This is a genomic window from Hyphomonas sp. FCG-A18 (genome assembly GCF_045287255.1).
Taxonomy (GTDB): domain Bacteria; phylum Pseudomonadota; class Alphaproteobacteria; order Caulobacterales; family Hyphomonadaceae; genus Henriciella.
In genome coordinates this window covers 2191604-2207864 of record NZ_CP137142.1, presented here as the reverse complement: position 1 = coordinate 2207864, position 16261 = coordinate 2191604, and the positions used below count along the sequence as shown (strand labels likewise).

Sequence of the window (16261 nt, the reverse complement as noted above, 5' to 3'; positions counted from 1 at the left end):
TAACCCAATCTTGACCCGGGTGCGCGACAAGGTTTGCTACTTAGATGACCGGAGATGACCCGATGTCTACCCCTGTGCACACAAAGCGTGCAGTTGCGATGCTCCTGGCTTTCTCTGCCGCGGCGGCTTGCGCGTCGACGGGAAGCAGCGATACAGCGGCTGCGAATGAAGCCGAACTTCAAGCCTATCAACAGGCGATGGCAGATGCGATTGCGCCAGCGACGCCCGAACAGATTGCCGTCGCAGAAAGGTCTGATCCGCTGACCCGAGCAAACTTCTGGGCCAATGAATTCCAAAAGGACCAGACCAATCCAGGAACCACGTTGGCTTTTATTCGCGCACTTCGGGCCATAGGCAGTCATGACCGAGTGATAGAAGTCGGCACATCTATCTTGCCCCTTCACCCACAGAATTATGAGATTCTATTGGAGGTGGGGCGCTCACTGCTCTCTAAAGGCGAGCCGGAGGCTGCTGCGCAAGCGCTTGTTCGCTCAGCAGATTTCTCGCCGCCAACCGAGGCTGCGCCTCTCGCAGCGCTTGGCCTTGCCTTTGACCGCATTGAAGATCACGACAAGGCTCAGCAAGCCTACCGCGAAGCGCTGAAGCGAGAGCCTGATCGGGTATCGACCCTGTCTAATTATGGCTTGTCTCTGGCGCTTTCGGGCAATCTTGAGCAGGCCGAGCTACACTTGCAACGTGCTGCGTCTTTGCCGGGTGCAGATGGTCGTGTCCGTCAGAACCTGGCGCTTGTTTTGGGGTTGCAGGGCAAGTTCGAAGAGATGGCAGCAGTTGACCCAGCCGCCCCACGTCGAACGATTGAGGCGAACCGTAGAGTTTTGCGTCAGATGATTATTCCGGCGCGGTCTTATGAGGCCTTAGCTGAGCGTGAGCCAATCGCTTTGCCTGCACGCCCGGCAGATGTGCAGACAATGCCAGAGGTGCAGGAAGCCCTTGTCGATGAGGATGTGATGACAGAGCCGCTCAAAACCCCGGATACAGATATGCAGGACGCCCCCCTTCTAACAGGGGAACCAGAAGCCATGCCGCCCGCTCGGTTGCGGTCTCGCTTGCGTGGGACACAGGGCTAACAGTCCTTTCTAGTGCTTTTCCCCCGCTGGTCGGGTGATCAGGGTCACGATCAAGGTCAGCAGGACAATCACCGTATAGGTGCCAGCAATCTTAAGCGTGTGTTGCGGTAGGGTCCCCGCCCACAAATAGTAAATCCCAAATCCCGCAACCAGAAGCGCAGCGATCGCGAGCATTATGCGCAAAGTACCTGTCATCTGAATCCTCCCATCCTGCAGGCTTTATAGCACGGAAACCGTGACGGTTTTCTGATCATCTGCCGCCTATGGTTGCGGGCATGCCAGTGGGCCGCTATAGGCCCGGCCAACACTGTTCATTCCCCAAGACTTTAAGGAGCCAGATATGGCTGGAACCCGTACTTTCTCTATCATCAAGCCGGATGCGACTGAGCGCAATCTGACCGGCGCGGTCAACAAGGTTATCGAAGAGGGTGGCCTGCGCATTGTTGCTCAACGCCGGATCAAGATGACCCGTGAGCAAGCTGAGCGTTTCTATAGCGTCCATGCTGAGCGCCCATTCTTTGGTGAACTGGTTGACTTCATGACCTCTGGCCCAGTTGTGGTCCAGGTTCTGGAAGGTGAAAACGCTGTTGCGCGCTATCGCGATGTGATGGGCGCGACGAATCCTGAAGAAGCCGCTGAGGGCACGATCCGCGCGCTGTTCGCAAAATCTATTGGCGAGAACTCCGCGCATGGGTCTGACAGCGATGAAAACGCAGCGATCGAAATCGCTCAGTTCTTTAGTGAAGCTGATATTGCTGGCTAAAAACTACGCGACTTTACGTATTGAGGGTCCCGTTTGTGAGAACAAGCGGGACTTTTTCGTTTTAGTATAATCGCACGTTAATATTTGCCTCTGTTAATACTTGGGATGAGCCAGCTTGAGCGTCTGATTTATGTGAGTATAGCCAATCCGAATCTTACAGATCGGGGGGTTCAGCGTATTGTAAACATGGCGCATCTTCGTAATCAGATGGCGCAAATTACCGGATTGCTGATTAAGGACGGCGATTACTTCCTGCAACTTCTGGAAGGACCGTCCTTTGAGGTGGCTGCGACTTTCAAACGGATCTCCCAAGACAGGCGCCATGAGAGCTGTCAACTTTTGTTAAAGGAGCCGATTGAAGAGCGGGCCTTCAGCAAGATGAGCATGGTTTACGCTGGCTGTGAGCCATTGATGTCAGAAGCCGCCATGGACCTGTTGGATGTGAAGGCCATTTGTGCCGCCGCTTCGAAGAAGCCGGGATGCTGCGAGAATAGGGCTTTGCGGACCCTGCTCAGTGATTTGCTACAGAGACTTAAGGTTCGTCGCGCCGCCTGATTTCAGCGCAGGCTTTTGCAAGCGCTTCTGGATAGAGTTGATGTTCAAGCGGAAGTATACGCGCTGCCAGAGTATCGGCTGTGTCATCGGCTTTAATGGGTAAGCTCGCTTGGCCGATAATTGCGCCCTCATCGACGCCTTCTGTGACCCAGTGAACCGTGCATCCGGCTTCTGCATCACCTGCATCTATGGCGCGTTGATGCGTGTCCAGTCCGGGATATTTTGGTAGCAAGGACGGGTGAATGTTGATCATCCGGCCTGCCCATTGCTGAACAAACCACGGGGTCAGAATCCGCATGAAGCCAGCCAGCGCGATCACTTCAGCGCCTGCTTCTTTTAGGGCCGTGTTCAATTCGCGCTCAAAAGCCTCGCGGTTTTTTCCAAACTGGCGGTGATCGACAGCTTTTGCCTCAATGCCCTGATTGCGGGCGGTTTCCAGGCCTTTTGCATGAGGTCGATTTGAGAGCACCAAGACTGCTTCGGCTGGATAGTCCGGGGCTTTAGCCGCCGCGAGCAGGGCTTCCATATTGGAGCCGCGGCCCGAAATCAGGATACCCAGGCGCAAACGGGTCATGCGTTTGCAAGCTCACCGAGAACCACTGGGCTTTCCCCGGCCGTGCGCAAATTGGCAAGGACTGGGCCAACCTGTTCAGGCGCGACAGCGAAGACCAGGCCTATGCCCATATTGAATGTGCGGTGCATTTCATCCTCTTCGACGCCGCCTTCGCGCTGTAGCCAGTCAAATACGGCAGGTGGTGTCCAGGCATTGCGATCAATGCGCGGTATCAGATGATCCGGGCACATGCGCGGCGTATTCTCCGTAAGGCCGCCGCCAGTAATATGGGCAAGCCCTTTGATCAGGCCATTGTGGATCAAAGGAAGGGCTGCTTCGGAATAAAGCCGGGTCGGGGTCAGGAGTGCTTCGCCTAAAGAGCCCTCACTGAACGGGCTGGCATCGCTATAGGAAAGGCCGGTACGTTCGACGATTTTGCGGATCAGGGAATAGCCATTCGAATGTGGTCCGCTTGAGCCAATACCGATCAAAACATCGCCTGCCTGCATGTCATCCATGCGTGGCAAGATTTGATCGCGCTCAACGGCGCCAACGACAAATCCGGCCAGATCGTAATGACCGGGTGGATACATGCCGGGCATTTCAGCCGTTTCCCCGCCGATCAGCGCGCAGCCTGCCTGCTTGCAGCCTTCCGCGATCCCAGCGATCACGGCTTCTGCGACGCCCCCTTCGAGCTTTCCCGTGGCAAAATAGTCGAGGAAGAAAAGCGGCTCAGCGCCCTGAGCAAGCACATCATTGGCGCACATGGCGACCAGGTCCACGCCAACCGTGTCATGCAGCCCGGTTTCAAAGGCCAGCATCAGCTTAGTGCCGACGCCATCGGTTCCTGAAACCAGCACTGGATCGCGCCAGCCTTCGGCCTTCAGATCAAACAAGGCTCCGAAGCCGCCAAGACCGCCCATAACGCCTGCGCGACGGGTCGCCTTGGCCATTGGAGAAATGGCTTCAACCAGCCGCTCGCCTGCCTCAATATCGACACCAGCATCGCGATAAGACAGAGGTGTTTTAGAATCATCACTCATAGTGGCGCGCGTTAGCATGGGGACAAAGCTGTGGCCAGCGCGGTTTCGCGGTTCACGTGCGCGCGCTCGCTTGGTAGGAGAGATATATCAGATGAAAGGCGGCCCAATGATTCGGTTCTTCGCAGTCCTTCTGGCGGTCATAGTGACGGCCATTCCCGCACAGGCTCAGAGCCGTGATCTCTATACGGTTCGCAATATCCCAGTTGATGAGCGTGCGGCCTCTGTGATTGAGGCCCAGCAGAAAGCCTTTGCCTCGGCGAAGTATGCGGGCGCGAAAGAGATGATTGCGCGGATTACTCTGCCCGAAGATCGCGCTGCTGCGGCTGATCGCTTGGCGATTGATCCGATGGCAGCGGACTTGCTGGCCGTAGCGGTGGATGTTGAAGAGGAAGTCCGCGGAGCCGGGCGGTACCGCGGTAAACTGGCCGTTGTCTACAATCCAAACAATGTCCGTGCTTTCCTGGATCGCGCCGGAGTGCCTTACACGGATACGCCTGCGCCGCGGGCTTTATTGGTGCCGATTGCCCAGGATGCCATGCAAGAGGTGAGCTGGTCCGCAAGCTGGCCGGAAACCTCGACCGGGCGGATTGTCCCGACAGTGGTCTCCCTGATTGGCGGCTATAGCAAGATGAGCGACTGGCAGGCCTTTTCCGGTGACCTCACCGCAAACAATGCCACACGCGTGATTTTCGCCGAATTGATTGGCCGCCCGGGAAGTTACCGCGTTGAGCTGACCTCTCGCACCGCCGCGGGCCTGACAGAGATCGGCATGACCAATGCGATGCCAACCCTTGAGACTGCTGTGCTCGCGGCGGGGGACTTGCTGGATGACCAATGGAAGCGCGGTACAGTTGTTCGCGATGACGGCACGCGTACCCGTGTGCGCGCCAGCGTCCTTTATACGTCACTGGCAGAGTGGAACACGCTGCGTGGGGCGCTTGTGCGCTCGCCATTTGTCTCAAACTTGCGAACCGAGGCGGTTGCCCGCGAAGGCGCTGTTGTGGAGTTTCTGTATACCGGTAGTGATGAGCGCTTTCTCAATGATATGCGCCAGCGCGGTGTTTCCCTGCAGGTTGAACCAATTGGCGTGGTCATGCGCTCTGCGACCAGTGGAGCCCGCTAGCCAGATATGAAGACGCCCCGTCAGCTCCCGCTGAAATATCCTGAACCAAGACTGGGGCTGAAGGATTTTATCCTGACAGAGGCCAATCGTGGGCCAGTTGAGTCTGCCTTGCGGCCAGATGTGTGGCCCTATCCGGTGTTTTGCCTGATCGGACCACGTGGGGCGGGGCTCAGCACACTCTGCGAGATTTGGGCTGAAGAAATCGATGGGGTGCTGCTGCGCGCCAGTGATGTAAACGCCCTGAAACCTGAAGCGTTTGAAGACCTTTCGTCCGGCCGCGTTGTTGTTGATGAAGCTGATGCTGTCACCAATGAGCAGGCCCTGTTGCTGCTTATCAGTGCGATTGACCGCCTTGGTGGGCGGCTTCTGCTCACAGCGCATAACCCGCCGAGCCAATGGCGGGCAGCGACAAAGGATCTCGCTTCGCGTCTACAGGCTGCGCCTCTGGCTCAGATTGGGCCACCGGACGAGGCGATGATGCGCGCGCGTTTGCAGGCGGTTTCAAAGGCACAATTCATGCAAATACCAAAGGCCGTGGAAGATTACTTGCTTATCCGTATTGGTCTTCGCTATGACCTCGTGACATCAACAGTCGAGGCTTTGTCCGGTGCGGTTGGCGGGCGTGAACTGACGGTCCCTGTGGCCCGTGAAATATTGGAACATCAACCAGAACTCTTTGACCTTGGGGACGATTAGGCATGAGTGAGATCACAGAGATGACCGAACCGGATTTGATGGCCTCGCCATCGCGGTTTCTGAACCGCGAATTATCCTGGCTAAAGTTCAATGAGCGGGTGCTGGAAGAGGCCGACAATAAGACCCACCCCTTGCTCGAACGCCTGCGCTTCCTGTCGATTTCCGGAAACAATCTCGATGAGTTCTTCATGGTCCGCTATGCGGGCTTGCGTGAGCAGGTACGGGCCGGGATACAGCGTCGCAGTCAGGAAGGCATGACCCCGCTGCAACAGGTCAGCGCGATTGAACAGACGGTCGAGAAGCTGATGGATGACCAGCAGGCGGCCTGGAAAACACTCCGCGAAGAAATGTCGGTGCACAATATCGAAGTTCTGGGGATTTCCGAGCTTAAGAAAAGTGACCTGACCTGGCTGAAAAGCCATTTTGAGGAACACATTTTTCCGATCCTTACGCCGCAGGCCGTTGATCCGGCTCACCCGTTTCCGTTTATTCCGAATCTCGGTTTCGCCGTCGCGTTCCAGCTTGTTCCGGAAGAAGAGGGCGGGGAAGGCATGGTTGGCCTTGTCCCGATGCCGGCTTTCTCACCCCGTTTCATTCGCTTGCCAGATCGTAAGGGGGGTGGCTTGCGCTTTGTGCGGCTTGAGAGCGTCATCGCGCATTTTGAGCCAATGCTGTTCCCGGCTTTCAAATCAACCGGTCATAGCGTTTTCCGGATTGTCCGCGATAGCGATATTGAGATCGAGGATGAAGCCGAAGACCTGATCGCGGAATTTGAGATCCTGTTGCGTCAGCGCCGCCGGGGCCGGATTGTCCGCATTCACATCGATCAGGACGGACCAGAATCCTTGCGCAATTTCATTGTGCGCGAAATCGGTGCTGAACCACGCGATGTTATGGAACAGGGCGGCTTGCTGGGCCTGAAAGACCTCTCCGATCTGATTGTCAAAGACAAACCAGAACTTTTATTTCCGCCGTTCGAAGCGCGCTTTCCGGAACGGATCCGTGAAATGGGTGGCGACTGTTTTGAGGCGATCCGCGCCAAGGACATCCTGGTTCATCATCCATATGAGTCGTTTGATGTCGTCGTGCAGTTCATTAAACAGGCCGCGCGCGACCCAGATGTCGTGGCGATTAAGCAGACCCTGTATCGCACGAGCCTTAACTCTCCGATTGTCTCAGCCCTGATTGAGGCTGCTGAGGCGGGTAAGACCGTTACAGCGCTGGTGGAAATCAAGGCGCGGTTTGATGAGGAAACTAATCTACGCCTCGCCCGCGATCTGGAGCGCGCTGGCGTACAAGTGGTCTATGGCTTTATTGACTATAAAACCCACGCCAAAGTCTCTCTGGTGGTGCGGCGCGAGGCTGATGGGTTAAAAACCTATACCCACTTTGGAACAGGGAATTATCACCCGTTCACGGCCAAGATTTATACGGATTTAGCCCTGTTCACGGCTGATCCGGCGTTTGGCCGCGATGCGGGCCGCCTGTTCAACTATATCACCGCCTATAAAGAGCCGCCTGCAAAAGGCCCCGACCTTGAAAAGATCGTCATGTCGCCTTTCGCGATGGAAGACTATCTGATCGAGCAGATTGAGAAGGAAGCCGCGGCCGCGAAAGAGGGTGGGCCTTCTGGCATCTGGGCCAAGATGAACTCTCTGGTTGATGGCGATGTGATTGATGCACTTTACCGCGCCAGTCAGGCTGGCGTTCCGATCCGCCTGGTTATACGCGGCATATGCTGCTTGCGTCCGGGTGTGCCAGGGCTGTCTGAGACCATTCAGGTGAAAAGTCTGATCGGACGCTATCTTGAGCATTCGCGAATTGTCTGTTTTGCCAATGGCGAAGCGCTGCCTTCCAGAAAGGCGAAGATTTACATGTCCTCTGCCGATTGGATGGACCGTAACCTGAAGCGCCGGGTGGAAGCACTCGTGCCAATTGAGGTGCCCACCGTACACAGGCAGGTGCTGAACCAGATCATGGTCGCCAATCTCAACGATGATATGCAAAGCTGGGATATGGACGCCGATGGTGAATATCACCGGGTTCTGGAGCCGGGCAGCAAAGCCGGGTTCAGCGCGCACCAGTATTTCATGGATAATCCGAGCCTGTCAGGTCGTGGTAGCGCCTTGGTCGTGAGCGAACCGCCGCGCCTTGCGCCAAAGAAACGAGCCAGCAAGTAAGGCATGGAAGTTCAACGCGCCGCCGTCATTGATATTGGGTCGAATTCCTGCCGACTGGTGATCTATGACGTTCTGAACGGGGCGATGCTGCAATCCTTTAATGAGAAGACGCTGGCCGGGCTTGGCCGCGGGCTTTCCGAAAGCGGGGTTTTGTCGCCCGAAGGGCGCGTCATGGCGCTGGATGTCTGCCGCCGCTATGCCGCCATTCTTGATGGTTTAGGAGTTACGGATATTTATCCCGTCGCCACTGCTGCAGTCCGTGTGGCTGAGGATGGCCCAAGCTTCCGTGAAGAGGTTGAGGCGGCTTTGGGGCGGCCTTTACGTGTCTTGAGTGGACCGGATGAAGGGCATCTTTCCGCGCTAGGTGTGGTGTCCGGGTTCGGCGAGGTTAGCGGCCTGGTCGCTGACCTTGGTGGGTCCAGTATGGAGTTGCAGGTCTTGGAAGCCGGGGCAGTGATCGGGCAAGGCGAAACGCATCTTCTCGGCCCATTGGCCCGCGCAAGTGACGCTGATCTACCGCTGGACAAGCGCAGCAAAGTCATTCGGCACGTGCTTCGTACATCTGGTATATGCAATGACAAACCGACCGCGCTCTATGCGGTTGGCGGTGGCTGGCGGAATGTTGCCGCGGTTCACATGGAGCTCTCCGAATACCCCTTACGGGTCCAGCATGGTTATCGCCTGACCCAGTCCGGTGTGCGCGAAGTCATCGATGCCGCCGATTATGCACGGATCGACAAAACAACACGAACTCGGCTGCAGCGCGTGGCCAAGCGGCGCTATGATACATTGCTGCATACGGCATTGGTGCTGGAAGCCCTGATGCGGGTTACAAAAATCCGTGAAGTCACCATCTCCGCCTTTGGTTTGCGGGAAGGCGTTATGACTGAAGCGCGCGTCTTGCAAGCAGAGGTCGGTACGCCTTTGCGAGACAGTGTTGAGCTGTTCGCACGACCCAGCATGGCCGCGATGGCCTATGGTGAGGAATTGTTGCGGTTCACGGCCCCACTGGTGAAGGCGTTGAATCTGTCGGAAAGAGCGACCGGACTTGCCTGTTATCTTGCGGATACAGGCACACGGATGCATCCTGATCATCGCCCAAATCTTGTCTATGAACAGGTTTTGCGAGCGCCCTATCCGCTGCTCGATCATCACGAACGCCTTTTCGTCGCCCATGCCTGCGCATCGCGGTATACGTTCAATCATCGCATTCCGGCTAACCTGAAAGCCTTGCAGGATGACCGTGGTCAGAAGCAGGCGCGCTTGTTTGGCACCGCTCTGCGCCTTGCGGGTGTTTTCAGTGGTCGATCCGCCAGTATCCTGTCGCGTGCCTCGCTTGAATTCTCGAACAAGACGCTAAAGCTCAAGGTGCATGAAGCGGATAGGGATATGGTGTCTGAAACCGTAAAACGTCGCCTGAACCAGCTAAGCGGTCTGCTCGACCGACGCGCTGAGATTGCGTTTATCTAACGCGCCAGTTTGATGGCTTCGGCCGGATCAAGATCACCATCATAAAGCGCGCGACCCAGAATGCTGCCAGATATCGCGCGTTGCCCCTGATGCGCCCGCAGGGCGCGAATATCCTGCGCGCTGGCCACCCCGCCACTGGCAATGACCGGGATAGAGACCGCATCGGCCAACTCCCCTGTGAAGGTCACATTCACGCCGGTCTTCATACCATCGCGGGCAATATCGGTGACAATCAGCGCGGCCACGCCGCAGCCTTCAAACGCCTTGGCAAGGTCTACCGCTTTCATATCTGAGGTCTCGGCCCAGCCCTCAACGGCGACCATGCCATCCTTGGCATCAATCCCGACAACCACTTGGCCGGGCAGGGCGCGCGCAGCGTCTTTGACGAGCTCCGGGTCACGCAAAGCCGCCGTGCCGAGAATGACGCGGGAGACACCGGCCTCAAGCCAGGCATCAATCTGGGCGCGTGTGCGAATGCCGCCGCCGAGTTGAACCGGGGCATTGGTCGCCGACAGGATCGCTTTCACAGCATCGGTATTCGCGCTTTCCCCGGCAAAGGCGCCGTTCAGGTCAACCACGTGCAAGTTGGTGAAGCCCATCTCCGCGAACTGCCGGGCCTGATCGGCTGGGTCAGGATTATACTGGGTGGCTTTATCCATTTCCCCGCGCAGAAGGCGCACACACTGACCATCTTTCAGATCAATCGCGGGGTAGAGCTCAAACGACATTGGGGGGACTCCATACGAAAAACGCCTCTCAAGCCATAAGCCGAGAGGCGTCTTTAAACACAGACCAAAAGTCAGCCTAGAGAAGGCCTTCGCGCTGAGCGCGTTTGCGAGCCAGTTTGCGAGCGCGACGAACGGCTTCGGCTTTCTGGCGAGCTTTCTTTTCAGAAGGCTTTTCAAAATAAGTGCGTGATTTCATCTCGCGGAAGAGACCTTCGCGCTGCATCTTCTTCTTCAGAGCGCGCAGGGCCTGCTCGACATTGTTGTCGCGGACGGTGATCTGGATAATGGTAAACTCTCCATTGGGTCTGTGTTTGCAGCCGCTCCTGTGCGGATTAGCCACTTGGTCTTATTCAGCAAACCGCGCCTATATCATGGTCAATTCCATTTGCCCACACCCGGAGTGAGAATCATGGAGCACCCATCACAGACCCTTCGAAATCGATGGTTGGAGACACTTTTGCCGCTGGCGGAAACGCGCGGCTGGGGCAGCGATACGGTCAGTGAAGCCGCGAGCCTGGCTGAGCTAAACGAGGGCGAGCAGGCACTGGCTGCACCTGGCGGGGTCAATGACCTGATCGATCATATGTTCAATCGCGCGGCTGATGCCATGCTGGTTGAGCTTGCAACACATGATTTGTCGGACCTGCGTATGCATGAGCGTGTGGCGGTCGGCTTGAAGAGCTGGCTAAGGCAACTCGACCCTTATCGCAGTGCTGTGCGTAAGGCGAGCTTGCGGGGCGTTTTGCCGAATTCTGTAACGGCCGCAGGCGGCACAGTCTGGGCCATTGCCGATGCGGTTTGGGAAGCGGCAGGGGATACAGCGACAGATTACAATCGCCAAACGAAGCGTGGACTACTCTCTGCGGTGATCCCATCTGTCGTGCTGTACTGGGCCGACCATCCGAGCGAAGAGGCCCTCGACGCCCATATCGAAAAGCGCCTCGGCCAGGCGATGCGTGTCGGCAAAGCTGGCAGTAAAGTCGTCAAACCTGTGCTGGACCTGTTTGAGAAGGTTTCGCCCTAACTCTCTGACGACGGGATGTTTTTTACCGCAGCGGCGAGGCTGTGCTTGCCACTGCCGGGCTTGAGGGGTTTGGGCTGGCTGGCGGCCGGGGCCCAGCCGGAGAGCCAGATGACTTCGAATGTCGCGCGGACTTTGCCGTCCGGATCGCTGTATAAATCGCGATAGGCTTCTTCCATGCGCATCAGAAGGCGGCGTGAGAGCGGGCGACGTTCTTGGCCCTCGCGTCGGGCAAACGCGGCTTGCTCGCCCATTCCTCGTAAGTCATCAAGCAGCTTAAGCGGGCTGTTATAGCGAACGGTGACGGGCTCCTTATCGACAACGGGCAGGGCAAATCCGGTGCGCTGCATCAGGCCAGCCATATCCTGCAAGCCGGGCAAGGGGGAGATGCGCGGGCTGACCCCGCCTGTAAGGCTGGATTCAGCTTCGATCAGGGCCGTGCGAAGCTCGTTTAACGTGCCGCCGCCAAACAGGCAGGCGAGAAACAAGCCGTCTGGTTTGAGCGCCTGGCGGATCTGCACCATCAGGCCGGGCAGGTCATTGGCCCAATGCAGAGAGAGGGCACTGACCACCAGATCAAGTGACTTCGGCGTGATGGGCAGGGTCTCCAGTGAATTTTGCATAGTCGTAACTGAGGTGCCCGAAATCTGACCGAGCATCCGTGCAGATGGGTCAAGGGCGATCACGTCATCGACCTGTCCGCTTGCCATTAGAGCAGCGCTCAATTGACCGTCATGGCTGCCAAAATCCAGAGCTTTCGGGAAATGCCGGGACACGTCTGCCAACCGATCAATCAAATGACTCGACTCACGGGCCTTTAGGAAGGCATAGTTTCGATATTGAAACGATGCGCGGTCCCGGTTCGCAGTAATGCGGGCGGGATCAAACAGGATCGGGGGACGATTAGCGCTCATGGGGACCGATATGAGCCGTATAGGGCATCTGGCCAAGGCCGGACTGCGATCAGTTGCAGGTTTTATCTGGCCAGCACGCTCTGTGTTGACAGGCGAACGTCATGGTGGGCAAGGCGCCATAGCGGCAGAGGACTTCACGCAATTGCGGTTTCTCAATGGGCGGGGCTGCCGCAGCTGCGCGGCCATTGTTGAGATTGATCTGGGGGAGGACAGCCTCTGTGGGGCATGCGCGGCCAAGGCTCCACGCTGGGACCAGGCCCGTGCTGCCATCGCTTATGATGATGCCTCGCGCCAGATGATCCTCGAATTCAAGCACGGTGGTCGCCGTGATGGCCTTGGGGCCATGGGCAACTGGATGACGATGGCCGGGCAGGATATTCTTGAGGCGACCGACTATTTGATGCCAGTGCCCCTGCATTATCAGCGCCTCGCCAAGCGCGGGTTTAATCAGGCGGGTTGGCTGGCGCAGGCTGTTGCCAGGCGCAGCGGTGTGCCAGCTATGGTTGATGGTCTGAAACGGGTGAAACCCACGCAAAGCCAGGGCGGCCTCACGGCGCGCCAGAGGAAGAAGAATGTTGCCGGGGCATTCAAGGCGCGCGCCCGTTATCGCAAGCAGCTTGAGGGCGCAAGGATTACGTTGGTCGATGATGTCTATACGACCGGGTCTACACTATCGGCCTCAACATTGGCGCTAAAACAAGCAGGTGTCGCAAATGTGAACGTGCTGGTGCTTGCCCGCGTTGTCAGGGATCGTGATGTCACCATATAAGGGGCAACTGAGGTTAAGGAGCCCGTTTATGGCGCAAGTCACAATCTATACACGGCAATTCTGCCCCTACTGCACACGAGCCCTCAAACTGCTCAAGGATAAGGGCGTGGAGATGACGCATATCGATGCAGGTATGGATGCCCAGAAGAAAGCAGAAATGGTGCAGCGGGCTGGTGGAGCGCGCACTTTCCCGCAAATCTTTGCCGGTGATATTCATATTGGCGGCTGCGACGAGATGATGGCGCTGGAACGCGCCGGAAAACTGGATGCACTGCTGAGTGCCTAAAGCCTGATGATCAAATATGCGCTCATCTGTCAGGACTGTGAGGCCGAGTTTGAAGGCTGGTTTGCTTCGTCTTCGGCTTTTGATGATCAGAAAGACCGTGGCTTATTAAGCTGTGCGGCGTGTGATGGGTCAAATGTAGCCAAAGCGATTATGGCCCCGGCTGTCAGTGGCACTAAGAAATCAGGGCCGCCCGATCCACAAAAGGTTTTCGGCAAACTCGCTGCCAAGGCGCGCCAACACGTGGCGGACAATTTTGATTATGTCGGCGATAGCTTTGCGACCGAGGCCCGCGCCATGCACTATGGTGAGATTGAGAATAAACCTATCTGGGGTGAGACCACACCCGAGGAGCGTGCAGAGCTGAAAGAAGAAGGCGTCCCAGCCGAACCGCTCCCTCCCGCCTTCGTTCCGGCAAAGCCGCGTGATGATGAGAAGCTGAACTGAGATCCAGTTTTCCATTTTGTGCGTTATTTTCCAAATAAAGAGCGAGTTTTCTTTTCTTGTTAATCGGCGTATAACTTAATCTTATTTATAGGCAGCTCCATATTTCACATGGAAATTGGAGCATGATCTTGAAGAAAATTCTTTCAGTATCGCTATTGTGTTTGGTTGCAGCGGCATGCGCAAATAATCAAGCTGTAAAGAATAGTGTCATGGGTAGTCCAGTATTCATGTCTAAAGAGGTCACAATTGAGCGGCAACGCCCCAGCATGCCCAATACCGTTGCTCTAAATTGGAGTCCGGATGATCGCCTCCATGAGGCAATCACAATTGATTACATCTCAGGTATGTCACAACGGACATATCTTTTTGAAGAACCAAACCAAGCGGTGTTTAAGCCAATGCTGCATTGGGCGTTGGATCGCGCCGACTTGCGGGCTGAGACCAATCTTGCGGCCAGATATGCTCTGCAAATTGAGTTTAGCGACTTGGACTCTGACTTTTTCGGTGCTGATCTGGCTGGAAAGTCGACGGCAATTTATCGTCTTGTTGATCGTCGCACCGGACAAAAGATTTATGAGAATGAGATTTCGTCAAACTTTGTCGCCTTGTATCCACGCTTGAACGAAGACGATGCCAGTTTAGCCTATGATATTTCGTCAAAACCTTTCTTTGCAGCGCAAGCGGCCTTTGCAGGCTATGCCCTCTCCGAAGGGGTGATTGTGGAAGCGATCAATAATAATGAAGATCTTACAGACTTTTTTGACGGCAAGATTGTAGAAGCCTCTCAAGCCGCATGGGACGACGTGTATCAGGCTTATTTCTGGGCGAGTGGCGTGTCTCTCATTGCCGGACCGACAACAGTGGTCGCCAGACAACTTAACCCGATGAATTATCTATCTCTGAAATTCGATGACCGTGTGTTCGCGCGCGAGCAGGCGCAAACCCGTTTCGGGGCCTTGAGCAAGACTGGACTTTCGGATCGCAATGGCCCGGAGCGGGCGCGACAAGTGAACGCGCAAATTCTCGCACAAAGTATCACGCTTTTTCTGATTGACCTTTCCGAGCAGGAGAATGTTGCTTTCACGCATATTCTACCTTGTAGCCGGAGTGCTGAGGTCGAGGCGGAATGGCAAGCCCTCATGCTTGCGGGCAAAAAAGTCGTCTCAGATGACTGTACTGTTTATGATAGCAAGGATGATCAGAAAGGCTTTGGGGTCGCTGTCTGGCGCCAATAGTCAAGGCTATGCAGTAACTGGGTAAGCTCGCGCTAATGCTGCGGGCTTTTTCTTTGTCACTATGAAATCTAAGTCTTGGTAAACCTAAACCTAGAGAAGCATTACTTCTTCTCGAACTTCCCTCTGGGCTTCCGCGACGGCGGGGGGCTATACTATCTCTTAAGTGCTATGAAAAATGCACATGGAGGAGATATGCCAAGGCTCAAACAGGCTGGCCCTGAGGCCGGGAATGCGTACGCAAATGCGATTTTCAAGCTATTATTCGGGGATCGCGATCCGATTGCGGAGCCGGGGACAGCAACCGGAACACCGGGCAATTGGTGGACCGTTTTCAATATCGTGCCGGACGCCTTTCGTCACACGACAGAAGGCTTTCAATTCTATCGCTCCCCCGAGCGCAAGATTGATCCAAAACTGCGCGAACTCGGCCAGACCCGGGCGGGGTACACTGTCGGTTCGCAATTTGTCTTTTCCCAGCATTGCAAAGCGTCCCGCGATGTCGGTTTAAGCGAGGACCAGATTCAAGCGATCCCGAACTGGGCCGTTGCGGACTGTTTCTCGCCTGTCGAACGCGCGGTGCTCGCCTATACCGATGCGCTTGTGCTGGAGCGCGGACGCGTACCTGATGGCGTATTCGCAGCCCTAAAGACTCATCTCTCGGACGAGGAAATTCTGGAGCTGACCTATATTACCTGCACCTACATGATGCATGCGGTGATGAGCCGGGCGTTGCGGCTGGAATATGATGATGTTGATGAACGCGTTGTCGAAGTCCCCGCGCCAGAAGGCGACAGCGCAGATGTCATGAGCATGGTGGATACCGACAAGGAGAACTGATCAATGGCTTACCATCACCTTGCCCTTGCGGCGAAGGATATGAAAGAGATCCATGCCTTTTATGAAGGGGTTATGGGGTTTGAACTGGTCAAGGTTGAGATCGCCCCGATTATGGAAGGCGGCTGGGGCAAGCATTTCTTCTATCGCATGGACGGGGATGATAACCGCTTCATTGCGTTCTGGGAGCTGCATGATACGCCAACACAGGCCGACCACCAGTATGACTTGAACGCGTCGACGAACCTGCCAGCAGGCACCAATCATATCTCTTTCACGGCATACTCAAAGGAAGAGTTGGCGGAATGGAAAGATCGCTGGAACGCGGCGGGCCTCGATGTGTTAGAGATTGACCACAATTGGTGCCATTCAGTCTATACCCGTGACCCCAATGGCAACATGGTCGAGTTTTGTGTGACGACGGGCAGTTTTGACGATGCTGATCGCGAGCGGGCTCTGGCCGCCTTGAGTGAAACGGAGTTCAAGCCGTCTCCACCACCCGCTGGCATGAAACCCTGGCCAGCCGGGAAATCCCAATAAGCCATCGCGTTTGAGCGCT

General features: G+C 56.1%; 20 protein-coding genes. 14 read left to right on the top strand and 6 right to left on the bottom strand.

Going from position 1 to position 16261, the window contains the following annotated elements; genetic code table 11:
* Positions 1–62: 62 nt before the first annotated feature.
* Positions 63–1088, top strand: coding sequence for a tetratricopeptide repeat protein (locus RYZ27_RS11010; protein WP_406679560.1), 1026 nt, complete (start codon positions 63–65; stop codon positions 1086–1088).
* A gap of 9 nt (positions 1089–1097) precedes the next feature.
* Here the strand turns inward: RYZ27_RS11010 and RYZ27_RS11005 are convergent, their stop codons facing one another.
* Positions 1098–1283, bottom strand: coding sequence for a hypothetical protein (locus RYZ27_RS11005; protein WP_406679559.1), 186 nt, complete (start codon positions 1281–1283; stop codon positions 1098–1100).
* 145 nt (positions 1284–1428) lie between these two features.
* Between RYZ27_RS11005 and ndk the strand changes: the two genes are divergently transcribed.
* Both ndk and RYZ27_RS10995 read left to right on the top strand, forming a co-directional pair.
* The gene (ndk, locus tag RYZ27_RS11000) at positions 1429–1851 is read left to right on the top strand and encodes a nucleoside-diphosphate kinase (protein WP_406679558.1); all 423 of its coding nucleotides are present in this window, start codon (positions 1429–1431) and stop codon (positions 1849–1851) included.
* A gap of 105 nt (positions 1852–1956) precedes the next feature.
* Positions 1957–2406 carry a BLUF domain-containing protein gene (locus tag RYZ27_RS10995; protein WP_406679557.1) on the top strand — a complete coding sequence of 150 codons (450 nt, stop codon included), beginning with the start codon at positions 1957–1959 and terminating at the stop codon, positions 2404–2406.
* On the opposite strand, the gene purN is transcribed toward RYZ27_RS10995, so the two are convergent.
* Both purN and purM read right to left on the bottom strand, forming a co-directional pair.
* Positions 2384–2980: a phosphoribosylglycinamide formyltransferase gene (gene purN, locus RYZ27_RS10990; RefSeq protein WP_406679556.1), complete on the bottom strand. Its 597-nt coding sequence runs from the start codon at positions 2978–2980 to the stop codon at positions 2384–2386. The two genes, RYZ27_RS10995 and purN, sit on opposite strands and share 23 nt — an antisense overlap.
* Positions 2977–4002, bottom strand: coding sequence for a phosphoribosylformylglycinamidine cyclo-ligase (gene purM / locus RYZ27_RS10985; RefSeq protein WP_406679555.1), 1026 nt, complete (start codon positions 4000–4002; stop codon positions 2977–2979). The genes purN and purM overlap by 4 nt, the downstream gene beginning before the upstream one ends.
* Before the next feature lie 106 nt (positions 4003–4108).
* Between purM and RYZ27_RS10980 the strand changes: the two genes are divergently transcribed.
* Genes RYZ27_RS10980 through RYZ27_RS10965 form a run of 4 tightly spaced genes read left to right on the top strand, consistent with a single transcriptional unit; the run spans position 4109 to position 9471 of the window.
* Positions 4109–5125: a hypothetical protein gene (locus tag RYZ27_RS10980; RefSeq protein ID WP_406679554.1), complete on the top strand. Its 1017-nt coding sequence runs from the start codon at positions 4109–4111 to the stop codon at positions 5123–5125.
* A gap of 6 nt (positions 5126–5131) precedes the next feature.
* Positions 5132–5821, top strand: a complete 690-nt coding sequence (locus tag RYZ27_RS10975; protein ID WP_406679553.1) for a hypothetical protein — start codon at positions 5132–5134, stop codon at positions 5819–5821.
* A 2-nt stretch (positions 5822–5823) separates the two neighbouring features.
* Complete coding sequence (locus tag RYZ27_RS10970) at positions 5824–8001, top strand: RNA degradosome polyphosphate kinase (protein WP_406679552.1); 2178 nt, start codon at positions 5824–5826, stop codon at positions 7999–8001.
* Between the two features lie 3 nt (positions 8002–8004).
* Positions 8005–9471 (top strand): Ppx/GppA family phosphatase, encoded by a 1467-nt coding sequence (locus RYZ27_RS10965; protein ID WP_406679551.1) that lies wholly within the window; start codon positions 8005–8007, stop codon positions 9469–9471.
* Here the strand turns inward: RYZ27_RS10965 and hisA are convergent.
* Positions 9468–10199: a 1-(5-phosphoribosyl)-5-[(5-phosphoribosylamino)methylideneamino]imidazole-4-carboxamide isomerase gene (hisA, locus tag RYZ27_RS10960; RefSeq protein WP_406679550.1), complete on the bottom strand. Its 732-nt coding sequence runs from the start codon at positions 10197–10199 to the stop codon at positions 9468–9470. The two genes, RYZ27_RS10965 and hisA, sit on opposite strands and share 4 nt — an antisense overlap.
* 76 nt (positions 10200–10275) lie before the next feature.
* Positions 10276–10539, bottom strand: coding sequence for a 30S ribosomal protein S21 (gene rpsU, locus RYZ27_RS10955; RefSeq protein WP_406679549.1), 264 nt, complete (start codon positions 10537–10539; stop codon positions 10276–10278).
* Positions 10540–10608: 69 nt separating this feature from the next.
* Between rpsU and RYZ27_RS10950 the strand changes: the two genes are divergently transcribed.
* Positions 10609–11223: a COQ9 family protein gene (locus RYZ27_RS10950; protein ID WP_406679548.1), complete on the top strand. Its 615-nt coding sequence runs from the start codon at positions 10609–10611 to the stop codon at positions 11221–11223.
* Here RYZ27_RS10950 and RYZ27_RS10945 read toward each other — a convergent pair.
* The gene (locus RYZ27_RS10945) at positions 11220–12134 is read right to left on the bottom strand and encodes a methyltransferase domain-containing protein (protein WP_406679547.1); all 915 of its coding nucleotides are present in this window, start codon (positions 12132–12134) and stop codon (positions 11220–11222) included. The genes RYZ27_RS10950 and RYZ27_RS10945 overlap by 4 nt on opposite strands.
* 10 nt (positions 12135–12144) lie before the next feature.
* On the opposite strand from RYZ27_RS10945, the gene RYZ27_RS10940 reads away from it, so the two are divergent.
* From RYZ27_RS10940 to RYZ27_RS10915, 6 genes are all read left to right on the top strand, one after another.
* Entirely contained in the window at positions 12145–12903 is a 759-nt protein-coding gene (locus RYZ27_RS10940) for a ComF family protein (RefSeq protein ID WP_406679546.1), read from the top strand.
* A gap of 28 nt (positions 12904–12931) precedes the next feature.
* Positions 12932–13189: a glutaredoxin 3 gene (gene grxC / locus RYZ27_RS10935; RefSeq protein ID WP_406679545.1), complete on the top strand. Its 258-nt coding sequence runs from the start codon at positions 12932–12934 to the stop codon at positions 13187–13189.
* Between the two features lie 6 nt (positions 13190–13195).
* A complete protein-coding gene (locus tag RYZ27_RS10930) occupies positions 13196–13633 on the top strand; it encodes a DUF1178 family protein (RefSeq protein ID WP_406679544.1) in 438 nt (145 codons plus the stop codon).
* A gap of 266 nt (positions 13634–13899) precedes the next feature.
* Positions 13900–14868 carry a hypothetical protein gene (locus RYZ27_RS10925; protein WP_406679543.1) on the top strand — a complete coding sequence of 323 codons (969 nt, stop codon included), beginning with the start codon at positions 13900–13902 and terminating at the stop codon, positions 14866–14868.
* Positions 14869–15060: 192 nt separating this feature from the next.
* Entirely contained in the window at positions 15061–15705 is a 645-nt protein-coding gene (locus tag RYZ27_RS10920; RefSeq protein ID WP_406679542.1) for a carboxymuconolactone decarboxylase family protein, read from the top strand.
* A gap of 3 nt (positions 15706–15708) precedes the next feature.
* Positions 15709–16242, top strand: coding sequence for a VOC family protein (locus tag RYZ27_RS10915; protein WP_406679541.1), 534 nt, complete (start codon positions 15709–15711; stop codon positions 16240–16242).
* Positions 16243–16261: the final 19 nt, after the last annotated feature.

Bases quoted from the DNA above. Each gene is read 5' to 3' on its own strand.
- ndk (WP_406679558.1), top strand. From the start codon at position 1,429: ATGGCTGGAACCCGTACTTTCTCTATCATCAAGCCGGATGCGACTGAG.
- grxC (WP_406679545.1), top strand. From the start codon at position 12,932: ATGGCGCAAGTCACAATCTATACACGGCAATTCTGCCCCTACTGCACA.
- RYZ27_RS10950 (WP_406679548.1), top strand. From the start codon at position 10,609: ATGGAGCACCCATCACAGACCCTTCGAAATCGATGGTTGGAGACACTT.
- RYZ27_RS10920 (WP_406679542.1), top strand. From the start codon at position 15,061: ATGCCAAGGCTCAAACAGGCTGGCCCTGAGGCCGGGAATGCGTACGCA.
- RYZ27_RS10930 (WP_406679544.1), top strand. From the start codon at position 13,196: ATGATCAAATATGCGCTCATCTGTCAGGACTGTGAGGCCGAGTTTGAA.
- RYZ27_RS10965 (WP_406679551.1), top strand. From the start codon at position 8,005: ATGGAAGTTCAACGCGCCGCCGTCATTGATATTGGGTCGAATTCCTGC.
- RYZ27_RS10925 (WP_406679543.1), top strand. From the start codon at position 13,900: ATGCCCAATACCGTTGCTCTAAATTGGAGTCCGGATGATCGCCTCCAT.
- RYZ27_RS10945 (WP_406679547.1), bottom strand. From the start codon at position 12,134: ATGAGCGCTAATCGTCCCCCGATCCTGTTTGATCCCGCCCGCATTACT.
- RYZ27_RS10915 (WP_406679541.1), top strand. From the start codon at position 15,709: ATGGCTTACCATCACCTTGCCCTTGCGGCGAAGGATATGAAAGAGATC.
- RYZ27_RS11010 (WP_406679560.1), top strand. From the start codon at position 63: ATGTCTACCCCTGTGCACACAAAGCGTGCAGTTGCGATGCTCCTGGCT.
- RYZ27_RS10995 (WP_406679557.1), top strand. From the start codon at position 1,957: ATGAGCCAGCTTGAGCGTCTGATTTATGTGAGTATAGCCAATCCGAAT.
- RYZ27_RS10970 (WP_406679552.1), top strand. From the start codon at position 5,824: ATGAGTGAGATCACAGAGATGACCGAACCGGATTTGATGGCCTCGCCA.
- RYZ27_RS11005 (WP_406679559.1), bottom strand. From the start codon at position 1,283: ATGACAGGTACTTTGCGCATAATGCTCGCGATCGCTGCGCTTCTGGTT.
- RYZ27_RS10980 (WP_406679554.1), top strand. From the start codon at position 4,109: ATGATTCGGTTCTTCGCAGTCCTTCTGGCGGTCATAGTGACGGCCATT.
- RYZ27_RS10940 (WP_406679546.1), top strand. From the start codon at position 12,145: ATGAGCCGTATAGGGCATCTGGCCAAGGCCGGACTGCGATCAGTTGCA.
- purM (WP_406679555.1), bottom strand. From the start codon at position 4,002: ATGAGTGATGATTCTAAAACACCTCTGTCTTATCGCGATGCTGGTGTC.
- RYZ27_RS10975 (WP_406679553.1), top strand. From the start codon at position 5,132: ATGAAGACGCCCCGTCAGCTCCCGCTGAAATATCCTGAACCAAGACTG.
- hisA (WP_406679550.1), bottom strand. From the start codon at position 10,199: ATGTCGTTTGAGCTCTACCCCGCGATTGATCTGAAAGATGGTCAGTGT.
- purN (WP_406679556.1), bottom strand. From the start codon at position 2,980: ATGACCCGTTTGCGCCTGGGTATCCTGATTTCGGGCCGCGGCTCCAAT.